This window comes from Leifsonia sp. NPDC080035 (assembly GCF_040050925.1).
Lineage (GTDB): Bacteria > Actinomycetota > Actinomycetes > Actinomycetales > Microbacteriaceae > Leifsonia.
The window spans coordinates 3,983,631-3,997,022 of the sequence record NZ_CP157390.1; the positions used below are offsets into that span (position 1 = coordinate 3,983,631).

General features: G+C 70.7%; 12 protein-coding genes and 1 pseudogene. 1 reads left to right on the forward strand and 12 read right to left on the reverse strand.

The features are described 5' to 3' along the window. Positions 1–11 precede the first annotated feature (11 nt). From metE to hflX, 3 genes are all read right to left on the reverse strand, one after another. Positions 12–2,363, reverse strand: coding sequence for a 5-methyltetrahydropteroyltriglutamate--homocysteine S-methyltransferase (metE, locus tag AAME72_RS19315; RefSeq protein WP_348788143.1), 2,352 nt, complete (start codon positions 2,361–2,363; stop codon positions 12–14). Beyond that, positions 2,360–3,325 carry a methylenetetrahydrofolate reductase gene (locus AAME72_RS19320; RefSeq protein ID WP_348788144.1) on the reverse strand — a complete coding sequence of 322 codons (966 nt, stop codon included), beginning with the start codon at positions 3,323–3,325 and terminating at the stop codon, positions 2,360–2,362. Before AAME72_RS19320 ends, metE begins: the two co-directional genes overlap by 4 nt. Before the next feature lie 219 nt (positions 3,326–3,544). Continuing rightward, positions 3,545–5,071 carry a GTPase HflX gene (hflX, locus tag AAME72_RS19325; RefSeq protein ID WP_348788145.1) on the reverse strand — a complete coding sequence of 509 codons (1,527 nt, stop codon included), beginning with the start codon at positions 5,069–5,071 and terminating at the stop codon, positions 3,545–3,547. 64 nt (positions 5,072–5,135) lie between these two features. Here hflX and AAME72_RS19330 point away from each other — a divergent pair, with 64 nt between their 5' ends. Next, positions 5,136–5,747: a methyltransferase gene (locus AAME72_RS19330; protein ID WP_348788146.1), complete on the forward strand. Its 612-nt coding sequence runs from the start codon at positions 5,136–5,138 to the stop codon at positions 5,745–5,747. A gap of 40 nt (positions 5,748–5,787) precedes the next feature. Here the strand turns inward: AAME72_RS19330 and dapF are convergent, their stop codons facing one another. The 9 genes and pseudogenes from dapF to pgsA all read right to left on the reverse strand — a co-directional run bounded on the left by dapF (position 5,788) and on the right by pgsA (position 13,391). Next, positions 5,788–6,666, reverse strand: coding sequence for a diaminopimelate epimerase (gene dapF, locus AAME72_RS19335; RefSeq protein WP_348788147.1), 879 nt, complete (start codon positions 6,664–6,666; stop codon positions 5,788–5,790). 2 nt (positions 6,667–6,668) lie between these two features. Continuing rightward, positions 6,669–7,562: pseudogene (gene miaA / locus AAME72_RS19340) on the reverse strand (tRNA (adenosine(37)-N6)-dimethylallyltransferase MiaA); the annotation flags it as partial. Between the two features lie 95 nt (positions 7,563–7,657). Further along, positions 7,658–9,265: a tRNA (N6-isopentenyl adenosine(37)-C2)-methylthiotransferase MiaB gene (gene miaB / locus AAME72_RS19345; RefSeq protein ID WP_348788148.1), complete on the reverse strand. Its 1,608-nt coding sequence runs from the start codon at positions 9,263–9,265 to the stop codon at positions 7,658–7,660. Between the two features lie 90 nt (positions 9,266–9,355). Further along, entirely contained in the window at positions 9,356–10,090 is a 735-nt protein-coding gene (locus AAME72_RS19350; protein ID WP_348788149.1) for a regulatory protein RecX, read from the reverse strand. Positions 10,091–10,277: 187 nt separating this feature from the next. After that, positions 10,278–11,351 (reverse strand): recombinase RecA, encoded by a 1,074-nt coding sequence (gene recA / locus AAME72_RS19355; protein WP_348788150.1) that lies wholly within the window; start codon positions 11,349–11,351, stop codon positions 10,278–10,280. A gap of 173 nt (positions 11,352–11,524) precedes the next feature. Further along, positions 11,525–11,749: a DUF3046 domain-containing protein gene (locus AAME72_RS19360; protein WP_348788151.1), complete on the reverse strand. Its 225-nt coding sequence runs from the start codon at positions 11,747–11,749 to the stop codon at positions 11,525–11,527. 64 nt (positions 11,750–11,813) lie between these two features. Next, positions 11,814–12,125, reverse strand: a complete 312-nt coding sequence (locus AAME72_RS19365; protein WP_348788152.1) for a helix-turn-helix transcriptional regulator — start codon at positions 12,123–12,125, stop codon at positions 11,814–11,816. Positions 12,126–12,268: 143 nt separating this feature from the next. Continuing rightward, complete coding sequence (locus tag AAME72_RS19370) at positions 12,269–12,781, reverse strand: CinA family protein (protein ID WP_348788153.1); 513 nt, start codon at positions 12,779–12,781, stop codon at positions 12,269–12,271. Further along, positions 12,768–13,391: a CDP-diacylglycerol--glycerol-3-phosphate 3-phosphatidyltransferase gene (pgsA, locus tag AAME72_RS19375; RefSeq protein WP_348788154.1), complete on the reverse strand. Its 624-nt coding sequence runs from the start codon at positions 13,389–13,391 to the stop codon at positions 12,768–12,770. The genes AAME72_RS19370 and pgsA overlap by 14 nt, the downstream gene beginning before the upstream one ends. Position 13,392 lies beyond the last annotated feature (1 nt).

Genomic DNA, 13,392 nt, shown 5'->3' on the forward strand with positions numbered 1-13,392 from the left:
GCGCACAGCGATCAGAGCCGCGCTGCCGCCGACGCCCGGACGCCGCGCGTTGCCTCCACGATGTTCCGCAGCGACGCGACCGTCTCGTCGTAGCCGCGCGTCTTCAGCCCGCAGTCCGGGTTGACCCAGAGCTGGCGTCCCGGGATCGCGCCGAGCGCCGTCTGCAGCAGCTCGGTCACCTCCGCGACAGACGGCACCCGCGGCGAGTGGATGTCGTAGACGCCAGGGCCGATCCCGTGCTCGAAGCCGGAGCGCTGGATGTCGTGCACCACCTCCATGCGGCTGCGCGCCGCCTCGATGCTGGTCACGTCCGCGTCCAGGTTCCGGATCGCGTCGATGACGACGCCGAACTCCGAGTAACAGAGGTGGGTGTGGATCTGCGTGGCGTCCGCCACACCGGAGGTCGCCAGCCGGAACGAGCCGACCGACCACTCCAGGTAGTCCGCCTGGGCCGCGCGCTTCAGCGGCAGCAGCTCTCGCAGTGCCGGCTCGTCCACCTGCACGACGCGGATGCCCGCCGCCTCCAGGTCCGCGATCTCGTCGCGCAGCGCGAGCGCGACCTGCCGCGCGGTCTCGCCGAGCGGCTGGTCGTCGCGCACGAACGACCAGGCGAGGATCGTCACCGGCCCGGTCAGCATCCCCTTGACCGGCTTGGACGTGAGCGACTGCGTGTACGTCGACCAGTCGACCGTGATCGGCTTCGGCCGTGAGACGTCCCCCCACAGGATCGACGGCCGCGTACAGCGCGACCCGTACGACTGCACCCAGCCGTTCTTCGTCACCGCGAAGCCGTCGAGATTCTCCGCGAAGTACTGCACCATGTCGTTGCGTTCCGGCTCGCCGTGCACGATGACGTCGATCCCGATCTCCTCCTGGAGGTCGACGACGCGCTTGATCTCGGCCTGCATCCGCGCGAGGTACTCGGCCTCGGTCAGGGCGCCTGCCGCGAGCTGCGCCCTGGCACGGCGGATGTCGGAGGTCTGCGGGAACGAGCCGATGGTCGTCGTCGGCAGGAACGGCAGGCCGAGGGCCGCCTCCTGGGCCGCCAGCCGGTCTTCGTAGTGTCCGCGACGGAAGTCCGCGCGGGTGAGCGCCGCCTCCCGTTCGCGGACCGCCGGCACCCGCACGCCGGGGGCGCCCGCGCGGTCGGCGAGTGCCGCGGTCGCGGCGCTCAGCTCCGCCTGGATGGCTTCGTGCCCGTCGACGAGCCCGCGCGCGAGCGTCGCGACCTGGGCCACCTTCTGATCGGCGAACGCGAGCCAGCTCTTCAGGCGCGGGTCGAGGTCCGGCTCGTCGTCCACGTCGTGCGGGACGTGCAGCAGCGACGTGGAGGTGGACACCGCGACGTCCGGGCTCAGGGACAGCAGCTCGGTCAGCGCGCCGAACGCCCGCTCCAGGTCGCCGCGCCAGATGTTGTGCCCATCGATCACGCCGCCGACCAGGGTTCTGGTCGCGAGCGCCTCGGCGGTCGCCGCGTCCAGGCCGGTCGGGATGCTTCCGCGCACCAGGTCGAGCGCGATCGCCTCGATGCGTGACGCGGCGAGCACCGGGAGCGCATCGTCCAGGCTCCCGTACGGCGCCGCGACGAACAGCGCGGGCCGCTCGGCGGCCGAGCCGAGTTCCGCGTACGCGCGCCGCGTCGCCTCCAGCACGTCCGCGCGCTCGTCCTCGATGCTCTCGCTGACCAGCGCCGGCTCATCCAGCTGCACCCACGGCGCACCGGCCGCGGCAAGGCGGGCCAGCAGCTCGCGGTACACCGGGAGCAGGTCGGCAAGCCGCGAGAGCGGACGGAATCCATCCGGCGCTTCGTCGGAGGCCTTGCTCAGCAGCAGGAACGTCACGGGGCCGACGATCACCGGGCGGGTGACGAAGCCGGCGTCGCGCGCCTCCTCGAACTGTCGCACGATGCGGTCGGACGCGAGCCGGAAGCGGGTCTCCGGGCCGATCTCCGGCACGAGGTAGTGGTAGTTGGAGTCGAACCACTTGGTCATCTCCAGCGGCGGGTTGTCCCCCTCGCCGCGGGCGATCGTGAAGTAGCCGGCCAAGTCGACGGCGCCGTTCGGGCCGACGAGCCCCGCGAACCGGCTCGGCACCGCGCCGACCGTCACGGCCGCGTCGAGCACCTGGTCGTAGTAGCTGAAGGTCTCCGGGATAGCGGCGTCGTCCCGGCCGAGGCCGAGTGCCGCGAGCCGCTCGCGGGTCTCCGCGCGCAGGGACGCCGCGGTCGCCTCGAGCTGGTCCGCGTCGATGCTCCCCGCCCAGAAGCTCTCGACGGCCTTCTTGAGCTCGCGGCGGCGGCCGATGCGCGGGTATCCGATGATCGTCCCGACCGGGAACGCGGTGCGGGTGGAGGTGTCGGTCATGCTGGTTCGCTTTCGGTTGGGAGGGTGGATGTGGCGGACGCGACGGGCCCGAGGCCGACGCGCTCCAGGACGGACAGCACGGCGGCGTGCTGGTTGAACGTGTAGAGGTGGATGCCCGGAGCGCCGCCGTCGAGCAGCCGCTGCGCCAGACCGGCCGCCCAGGCGATGCCGATCTCATGCCGCCCCTCGTCGGTCGGTTCGACCTCGAGTTGGATGGCGAGGTCGCTCGGCAGGTCCTCGCCGCTCAGCTCGAGCATCCTCTTCAGGCGCGCGGGCGAGGTCACCGGCATGATGCCGGGCAGGATCGGGAACCTCACGCCCGCCTCCTTCGCCCGCTGCGCGAAGTGCAGGTAGTCCTCGGCGTGGAAGAAGAGCTGGGTGATGCCGAGGTTCGCGCCTGCGGCCTGCTTCGCGAGCAGCGCGTCGATGTCCTGGGACACGGAGTGCGATGACGGGTGCCCGTTCGGGAACGCCGCGACGGCGATCTGCACGTGCTCACGGTGCTCGAGCACCGTCCGTGCCGGCAGCCCGGGAACCGGGAGCTCGCCGTACGGGACGCGCTCGGCCTGCACGCGGTGGATCAGCTGCACCAGCTCCGCGGAGCTGCGGATGTCACCCAGGCCGTCCCCGCCGGGCTCGACGTCGGCGGGCGGGTCGCCGCGGACCGCGAGGAATCGGCGGATGCCCGCATCCAGGAACTCCCGGATCAGCCGGTTGGTCTCCTCGTGCGAGGAGCCGACGCAGGTGAGGTGCGCCATCGGGCTCACGTCGGTGTGGTCGAGGATGTAGCGGAGCACGTCGAGCGAGGAGCCGCGCGACGAGCCGTTCGCGCCGTACGTCACCGAGATGAAGTCGGGACCGGCGGCGGCGAGCCTGTCGATCGTCGCTGGCAGCGCGGCGGCGGCGCGCTCCGAGCGCGGCGGGTAGAGCTCGAACGAGAACCGCGCGGCGGTAGAGCTCATGGCGTCCTCAGGGTGGTCGATCAGCGGCACGGACTCCCCCGGGCGTCCGATCGGACGGTGAGGGGTTCACGGGCGGGTGCCGGGCTCGGCTGTCGCACCACGTCGGCGGTCGCCCGCTTGACGTTGATACGGCACCCTAGCAACGCGAAAGGCCGGGCGGAAACCCCTCGTGTCATGTTCCGACACGTTGGGTCCACCCGGCCCGAGCTCGACGCTCTGCTACACGGCGAACGGCTCGAACGCCGCCTGGTACTCGGGCAGGATGCGCGCCTTCACGCGCGTCCCCTCCTCGACGTACGCCGTCTCCAGCACCCGCCCGCGCTCGTGCAGCGCGGAGATGAGGTCGCCGCGGTCGTACGGCACCACGAGCTCCACCTCGACCGACGGGTCCGGCAGCAGCCGCGCGATCGCCGCGAGCACCTCGTCGATGCCCTCGCCGGTGCGCGCCGAGGCGAAGATCGCCCCCGGCTCGAGCCCGCGGAGCACGAGGCGGTCGTCCTCGGGGATCAGGTCCGCCTTGTTGAAGACGACGATCTCCGGGATGTCCCGCGCCCCCACCTCTCCGATCACATCGCGCACGGTCGCCAGCTGCGACGCCGGGTCGGGATGCGAGCCGTCGACGACGTGCAGGATCACATCGCTGTCGGCCACCTCCTCCAGCGTCGAGCGGAACGCCTCCACCAGCTGGTGCGGCAGGTTCCGCACGAAGCCGACCGTGTCGGCGAGCGTGTAGAGCCTGCCGTCGGCGGTCACCGAGCGGCGCACGGTGGCGTCCAGCGTCGCGAACAGCGCGTTCTCGACCAGCACGCCGGCCTTCGTCACGCGGTTCAGCAGGCTGGACTTGCCGGCGTTGGTGTAGCCGGCGATGGCCACCGAGGGCACCGAGTTGCGGTTACGGTTCGCACGCTTGGCCTCGCGGGCGGGCTTGAACCCGGCGATCTGCTTGCGCAGCTTCGCCATCCGCGAGTGGATGCGGCGACGATCCAGCTCGATCTTCGTCTCACCGGGACCGCGCGAGCCCATTCCGGCTCCCGCGCCGCCGACCTGGCCACCGGCCTGCCGGGACATCGACTCGCCCCAGCCGCGCAGGCGAGGGAGCAGGTACTCCAGCTGCGCGAGCTCGACCTGCGCCTTGCCCTCGCGGCTCTTCGCGTGCTGGCTGAAGATGTCCAGGATCACGGCGGTGCGGTCGATGACCTTCACCCGCACCACGTCCTCCAGCGCACGGCGCTGGCTGGGGGCGAGCTCGGTGTCGGCGATCACGGTGTCGGCGCCGAGCGACGCCACGATCCCGGCCAGCTCCTGCGCCTTGCCCCGGCCGAGGTAGGTGCTCGGGTCGGGATGCGGTCGGCGCTGCAGCAGGCCGTCGAGCACCGCCGCGCCCGCCGTCTCGGCGAGCGCCGCGAGTTCGCGGAGCGAGTTCTCCGCGTCCTGCAGCGAGCCCTGCGAGTAGACGCCGATGAGCACGACGTTCTCCAGCCGCAGCTGCCGGTACTCGACCTCGGTGACGTCCTCGAGCTCGGTCGAGAGACCGGAGACACGGCGGAGCGCCGCGCGCTCCTCCCTGTCGAACTGGTCGCCGTCGTGGAGGCCGCCGTCGGTCTCCTGCGCCTGCAGCGCCTGAGCCCTCCTGCCCTGCGTGTCTGCGCCGAACAGCGTCACCGCCGCCCGGCTGTCGTCGGTCGCGAGAACTCGCGCGACGACGTCGTCCGCGGTGTGTTCTTCGATGTTCGTTCGTTCGGTCATATATCGTCCCCGATCCGGGTCAACCCTAGTTTGCCTGTTCGTGTCTGTCCTGTACGGTCCTCTTATGGCTTCGGGAGATCACTACTTTTCCCCCGCGCCCGGAAGCGAACTGAATCTGCGGCCCTTCACCGCGCGCCTGGCGGGCCAGACGTACGAGTTGGTGACGGCCAGCGGGATCTTCAGCCCCGAGCGCATCGATACGGGTACGCGAGTGCTCCTCGACCATGTGCCCTCCCCGCCGCCCGGTGGTCAGTTCCTCGACATCGGCTGCGGCTGGGGGCCTCTGGCTCTCACACTGGCTCTCGAATCCCCTCATGCGACCGTCTGGGCGGTCGACGTCAACACCCGAGCCCTGGATGTGGTGCGCAGGAACGCGCAGAAGCTCGGTCTCGAGAATATCAACGCAGTGTCGCCCGACGATGTTCCCGATGACATCGCTTTCACCACGATCTGGTCGAATCCGCCGATCCGGGTGGGCAAGAACGAGCTCCACAACATCCTGGAGCGCTGGCTGCCGCGGCTGGAGCCGGGCTCGGATGCGTGGCTCGTCGTGCAGCGGAACCTCGGCAGCGACTCGCTGCACCGCTGGATGGAGGCAACGTTCCCGGAGCTGACCACCACGCGCGCCGCCATCTCGAAGGGATTCCGGGTGCTGCGCGCCCGCCGCGCGTCGTAGCGCGCGTCCGACGCCGCTCCGCTCGCCTCCCCGCCTCGCGTCAGGCGAGCTCGAGGGTGCCCGTGTAGACGAGCTCGGCGGGACCGGAGAGTGCGACGTGCTCGCCGTCCTCGGTCGGGAACATGCGGACTCCGACCGTGCCGCCCGGCACATCCACGCGCCACTGGTCCGGCGCCCCCGCGCCCGCCCAGTGCCGGACCGCGAGCGCTGCGGCCGCCGCTCCCGTGCCGCAGGAGAGCGTCTCGCCGCTGCCGCGCTCGTGGACGCGCATCCGGATGCGGCCGATGCCGTCCTTGACGAGCGGCTCGTGCGGCACGACGAACTCGACATTGGCTCCGTGCTCGGGCGTGGGCTCGACGTGCGGGATGTAGCTGAGGTCGGCGGCCTCCAGCTCCGACTCGTCGGCCACCGCGACGACCACGTGCGGGTTCCCCATGTCGATGCCGAGGCCCGGACGCGCCACCGGCAGCTCCTTGGCGCGGACGAGGGGCTCGCCGCCGTCCAGCCGCCAGCGGCCGAGGTCGACCTGGAACCCGGTCAGATTGCGCTGCACGTCGCGCACGCCGGAGCGCGTCCCGATCGGCAGGGTGTCGCCGTCGGCGAGCTCGACGAGGCCGGTCTCCAGCAGGAAGCGCACGTAGACGCGGATGCCGTTGCCGCACATCTCGGCGGGCGAGCCGTCGGCGTTGTAGTAGTCCATGAACCACTCGGCGGCGTCGTCCTCCGCGAGCGCCTCGGCGCCCTCCGGGAGGTGCGTGGAGCGGACCGCACGGATGACACCGTCCGCCCCGACGCCGAAGTGACGGTCGCAGATCTCCGCGATCTCTGCGGCGCTCAGCGGGTTCCGGCCGTCGGGGTCCGCATACAGCACGAAGTCGTTGCCGGTCCCCTGACCCTTGGTGAAGTGGAGCGTCGCCATGCTCACAGCCTATCGAGCGCCGCGGCGACGAGATTGTCGTCGTCGTAGTCGAGCCAGTGGATGCCCGGGTAGCGCTTGAACCAGCTCACCTGCCGCCGTGCGTAGCGCCGCGTGAGTTGCTGGGTCTGGGCGATCGCCTCCTCGCGGGTGAGCTCGCCGCGGAGCTCGGCGATGGCCTGGGCGTACCCGATCGCACGGCTCGCGGTGACGCCCCGCTCGATGCCGAGCGGGCGCAGCCGTTCGACCTCGTCGAGCAGGCCGTCCCGCCACATCCGCTCGACGCGTTCGTCGAGGCGGCGGACCAGCTCGTCGCGCGGAGCGGCGAGCCCGAGGATCGTCAGCGGACGCCAGGGCTGCGGCTCGTCGGGCAGCGCGCCGCTGACCGGCTCCCCCGTGATCGCAGCGACCTCGAGCGCCCGGACGATCCGCCGTCCGTTGCTGGAGCCGATGCGGCGCGCCGCCTCCGGGTCGACGTCGCGCAGTCGGCGGTAGAGCATCCCCGGCCCGACCTCGGCGAGTTCGGCCTCCAGCCGAGCGCGGACCTCGCGGTCGGTGCCGGGGAAGCGGAAGTCGAAGACGACGCTGGAGACGTAGAGGCCGGAGCCGCCGACCAGGATCGGGGTCGCGCCCCTGCCGCGGATCGCGTCGATGGTGGCGCGCGCCTCCGGCTGGTACCACGCGACGGTTGCCTCGTCGGTGACATCCAGCGCATCGAAGAGGTGGTGCGGGATGCCGCGCCACTCGGACCGCGGGAGCTTCGCGGTGCCGATGTCCATGCCGCGGTACAGCTGCATGGCGTCGGCGTTCACGATCTCGACCTCGCCGCCGCGCCGACGGATGGCCTCCGCCAGCCCCAGCGACAGCTCGGTCTTGCCGGTGCCGGTCGCCCCGACGACGACGACGACGCCAGGGCCACCGCGGCCGTCGTCCGCTCCTGCGGACGTGCCGTCGGGCCGGCCGTCGCCCGCGGGCCCGCCGGACCGCTCGGCGGTCAGCGCTGCCCGTCCGTCGGGTCGTAGATCGGCATCGTGCCGACGCCCGGCGAGGTGAGCGGCTCACGCGTCCGCAGCGTCGGCAGGCCGAGGGACACGCGACCGCCGGCGGCGGAGCCCTGCCCAGAGCCGTGCGTCGGCACAGCGCAGGACTCGGCCTCGGCACGGTCCCAGGCGTCGCCCGCGGAGGTGCGCCGGATCGCCAGCGGCGTGCCGTCGGAGTCGGCGATCAGGTAGTGCGGGGCCGCCTGGGTGATCCGCACCGTCACGACGTCGCCGGGGCGCGGCGTCTCCGAGCCCGCGGGCAGCTCGAAGTGCACGAGCCGGCTGTCGCGGGCGCGACCGCTCAGGCGACGGGTGTCGGCGTCCTTGCGTCCCTCGCCGTTGGCGACCAGCAGCTCGACCTCGCGGCCGACCAGCTTCTCGTTCTCCTCCAGCGAGATCCGCTCCTGCAGGGCGATCAGCCGGTCGTAGCGGTCCTGGACGATCTCCTTCGGCACCTGGTCGGCCATCGTCGCCGCCGGGGTGCCGGGTCGGATCGAGTACTGGAAGGTGAAGGCGGAGGCGAACCGCGCCGCCTCGACGACGCGCAGCGTCTCCTGGAAGTCCTCCTCGGTCTCACCGGGGAAGCCCACGATGATGTCCGTGCTGATCGCGGCGTCCGGCAGCTTCGCCCGCACGCGGTCGAGGATCCCGAGGAACTTCTCCGAGCGGTAGGACCGACGCATCGCCCGCAGGATGCGGTCGGAGCCGGACTGCAGCGGCATGTGCAGCTGCGGCATGACGTTCGGCGTCTCCGCCATCGCGTCGATCACGTCGTCGGTGAAGGCGGCAGGGTGCGGGCTCGTGAAGCGGATGCGCTCGAGGCCGCGGATCTCGCCTGCGGCACGCAGGAGCTTCGAGAACGCCGCCCGGTCGCCGAACTCGACGCCGTAGGAGTTGACGTTCTGGCCGAGCAGCGTGACCTCGATCGCGCCGTCGTCGACTAGAGCCTGGATCTCGCCGAGGATGTCGCCGGGGCGACGGTCCTTCTCTTTGCCGCGCAGCGACGGCACGATGCAGAACGTGCAGGTGTTGTTGCAGCCCACCGAGATGGACACCCACCCCGAGTAGGAGGAGTCGCGCTTGGTGGGGAGCGTCGACGGGAAGGTCTCCAGCGACTCGAGGATCTCGATCTCAGCCGCATCGTTGTGCCGGGCACGCTCGAGCAGGCTCGGCAGCGAGCCCATGTTGTGCGTTCCGAAGACGACGTCCACCCAGGGCGCCTTCTCGAGGATGACGTTCTTGTCCTTCTGCGCGAGACAGCCGCCGACGGCGATCTGCATCCCCTCGTGGCGCCGCTTGACACCGGCGAGGTGGCCGAGGTTCCCGTAGAGCTTGTTGTCCGCGTTCTCGCGCACGGCACAGGTGTTGATGACGACGATGTCCGGCTCCGCGCCGTCGGCCGGCACGTAGCCCGCCGCCTCGAGGGAGCCGCTCAGCCGCTCGGAGTCGTGCACGTTCATCTGGCACCCGAACGTGCGCACCTCGTAGGTGCGGGCACGCCCGTCCGGCGCGACCGCCGCGGAGGACGGTTCGATGACGCTGCGCTGTTCGATGATGCTCATGATGCGGACAATTCTACTTATCGCCCCTCCGAGTGGATGAACCAGCTCGTGGGCGCCGTCTCCCACCCGGTGAACGCCGCCGCGTACGCCTCACTCGAACCGGACGCCCCGGCGACGGCGGGTCGCGAAGGCCGCGTCCATCGCCTGCCGGACGATGCCCGATCCGTAGCCTTTGCGCGCCAGGAAGCCGTGCAGCCGGCGCCGCGCCGTCTCGTCGTCGTACGAGGAGAGCTGACCGATCCTCTTGATCGCGAGCTCCGTCGCCATCTCCAGTTCGTCCTCGTCCTCTATGTCGGCGAGGGCCGCCTCGATCAGCTCCGGCGCGATATGCCTGCGCTTGAGGTCGAGCTCGATCGCCGAGCGGCCGAGCCCCTTCCTGCTGTGCTGCGTGAAGGCGAGGCTCGTCGCGAGCGACGCGTCGTCGATGACCCCGAGCGCCTCCAGCCGGTCGAGCTCCGGACCGAAGACCTCCGGCTCGATCTCCCGCTTCAGCAGCACCCGCTCGAGTTCCCACCGGGACATCCCCCGGCGCGCAAGCTGACGGATCGTCACCGCATTAGCCTTGCGGCCCTGCCGCTCGGTCTCCTCGTCGGTGGGCTCCGAAACGGCCGGCGCCGCCGCATCCTCGTCGCCCCAGGTGTTGTTCCACCGCGGGCCACGACCGGCGGGATGCGCGCTCTCGGCATCCGCCGCCTTCGCCCGGCGGTTCGCGGCCGCGCCGCGCGCGGAGCCGGCGGCACCGGGCGCTGCGCCACGGTCACCGTCGCCGCTTAACGCTCCGGTACTTGCGCCCGCGAACGGCAGCTCCGCCACCGGCCTCGGCACCGAAGCGCCACGCGAGCCACGGCCAGCGGCCCCCGCGCCTGTGGCACGACGCAACGGAGTCACCGGCGCCAGACGCTCGTCGGGGCCCGAGGAGGACGCGTCTGCTGCGTCCTCCCCCGGATCCCCCTGTGACCCGGACGGGAACCTCACGACCATGAAGACCTCCTCGTGCGCGTCACTCGGCGACTCACGCGCCCTTGCGGGCCTGCAGCTTCTCCTCGATGGAACCCACCGCCGCGTCGGTCTCCGCCACGGCGTTCGGGTCGGGCACGATGCCGAGCTTGATCTTGATCTTCGTCTCGATCTCGGCGGCGATGTCCGGGTTCGCGATGAGGAAGTTGCGCGAGTTCTCCTTGCCCTGGCCGAGCTGGTCGCCCTCGTACGTGTACCAGGCACCCGACTTCTTCACGAGCCCGTGCTCGACTCCGAAGTCGAGCAGGCTGCCCTCGCGGGAGATGCCGATGCCGTACAGGATGTCGAACTCGGCCTGCTTGAAGGGCGGGGCCATCTTGTTCTTGACGACCTTGACGCGGGTGCGGTTGCCGACGGCGTCCGTCCCGTCCTTCAGGGTCTCGATGCGGCGGATGTCGAGTCGCACCGACGCGTAGAACTTGAGCGCCTTACCACCGGCGGTGGTCTCCGGGCTTCCGAAGAACACGCCCACCTTCTCGCGGAGCTGGTTGATGAAGATCATCGTGGTGTTCGTGGAGCTCAGCGCACCGGTCAGCTTACGCAGCGCCTGCGACATGAGGCGGGCCTGCAGACCGACGTGCGCGTCACCCATCTCGCCCTCGATCTCGGCGCGGGGAACGAGCGCGGCCACGGAGTCGATGACGATGAGGTCGATGGAGCCGGAGCGCACCAGCATGTCGGCGATCTCGAGCGCCTGCTCACCGGTGTCGGGCTGCGAGACGAGCAGCGCGTCGATGTCGACGCCGAGCTTGCGGGCGTACTCCGGGTCGAGCGCGTGCTCCGCGTCGATGAAGGCCGCGATGCCGCCGGCCCGCTGCGCGTTGGCGATGGCGTGCAGCGTCAGCGTGGTCTTACCCGAGGACTCCGGGCCGTAGATCTCCACGATGCGGCCACGCGGCAGGCCGCCGATCCCGAGCGCGACGTCCAGCGCGATCGACCCGGTCGGGACGATCTCGACGGGGGCGCGCTCGTCGCTGCCCAGTCGCATGACCGAGCCTTTTCCGAACTGACGATCGATCTGCGCGAGCGCGGTCTCGAGCGCCTTCTCGCGGTCTGCGGGTGATGGCATTGCGGTTCTCCTTCGTGGGCTTCGCTGACGAGTTCGACTGTATGGGGAACGTCCGACACCCGAAGAGTCGGATGCCCGATTCGTGGACAACTCGTTTTCGATTGCCGCTGTGCAGGAGTCTACTCAGTGTCCGAACATATCTTCGAGACATTTTCGGACGGCGTGTCGCCGTCTCAGCGCTTCGGCGCCGGCTTCCCCGCGCCGTACCAGTGCGACTGCGGCACGCCCATCTCCTTGCAGAGCGCGATCCACACCTCGCGCGGCGGGATGCCGGCGTCGATCGCGGCCTTCCCCGTCCTGCCCCCGAGCTCACCGAGCACGAGGTCCGACAGCAGCGCCTGTCCGTAGCCGGTGCCGAACTCGTCGGCCATCGCGCGCTGGAACTCGCTGAGCTTCATGACATCACCTTAGACGGACGAACGCCCCGCACGAGGCGGGGCGTCCGTGAGCTTGTTATGGGAATCAGCGGGCGACCAGGTTGGCGTCGAGCGCCGAGACGAACTCATCCGGGACCGTGTCCGGGATGACGGGCTCGATGCCCTCGAGAACCGCGATGCGGTCTCCGACCTCGCGCATGATGACCGACACCGGCGTGTCCAGCGCGTCGGCGACCGAGGCGAGGATCTCGCTCGACGCTTCCTTCTGTCCCCGCTCGACCTCGCTCAGGTAGCCGAGGGCGACACTCGCCTTGCTCGCGACCTGGCGGAGGGTACGGCCCTTCTGCAGGCGGAAGTCCCTGAGCACGTCGCCGATTTCCTGACGTACAAGAATCATTCGGAGCCTCCTTCTTCTACCCTGCCGACCAATGGTGGATGCCAATGTACCGCATCCGTGACACTCACGATATCCGTGACGACTGGGCTTTTGTTGTTAATGCAAACGGGTGTAACGAGACCGTAACGCCGCGTATTCCCGCGTCATCCGGGGGCGTCCGGCGCACCGATTCCGAGCTCCGCGAGCGCCTCGGCGACGGCCCGTTCGACGGTCTGCGCGCGGATCGCGGCGCGGTCGCCGGCCAGCGCGAGCTCGACCGCCCGGGTGCCGGCGGGCGACGAGATCCCGACGTAGACCGTTCCGACCGCGCGGCCGCCCTGCGGGTCCGGACCGGCGACCCCGGTCGTCGCGAGGCCGAGATCGGCCGCCCTGCCGCCGACGGCGAGACGCTCGCGCACCCCGGCGGCCAGCTGGCGCGCCACCTCCGGATGCACCGGCCCCTCCGCGGCGAGCAGGTCGGCGTCCACTCCGAGCAGCGTGTGCTTCAGCTCGGTCGCGTAGACGACCGCGCCGCCGAGGACGACGGCCGATGCGCCCGGCACGGTTGTCAGCTCCTCGGTGAGGCCGCCGCCGGTCAGCGATTCTGCGACCGCCACGGTCAGCCCGCGCTCGATCAGCGCGCGGACCAGCAGCACCGTGGGGTCAGCGCGCGGCACGCTTGGCCTTCCTGCCCCGGTACGCCTGCCAGAGGTAGTCGAAGCCCGTCACCACGGTGAGGATCACCGCGGCCGTCATCAGGATGCCGTTGACCCAGAAGATCCAGTCCCCCAGCACGGTCCAGAGCGGGAACAGCGCGAACGAGATGGCGACCGACTGCACGATGGTCTTGATCTTGCCGCCGCGCGAGGCCGCGATGACGCCCTGACGGATGACGACGAAGCGGTACACGGTGATACCGATCTCCCGCACCAGGATGACGACCGTCACCCACCACGGCAGCTCGCCGAGGATGGACAGCGCGATCAGCGCTCCCCCGGTGAGCACCTTGTCCGCGATCGGGTCGAGGAGCTTGCCGAGGTCGGTGACGAGGTCGTTCCTGCGCGCGATGGCGCCGTCGACGCCGTCCGTCGCGATCGCGAGGACGAAGAGCACGGCCGCCGCCCACCGCAGGGGGCCGTCGTGCCCGGCGTCCGCGAGCAGCATCCAGACGAACACGGGAGCGAGCAGGATGCGCACCACCGTGATCACGTTGGGCAGGTTCCAGTTGCTCACCCGCCGGGTGCTTCCCCCCGCCGATGCCGGCGGCGGTGTGTCCGAGGCCGACATC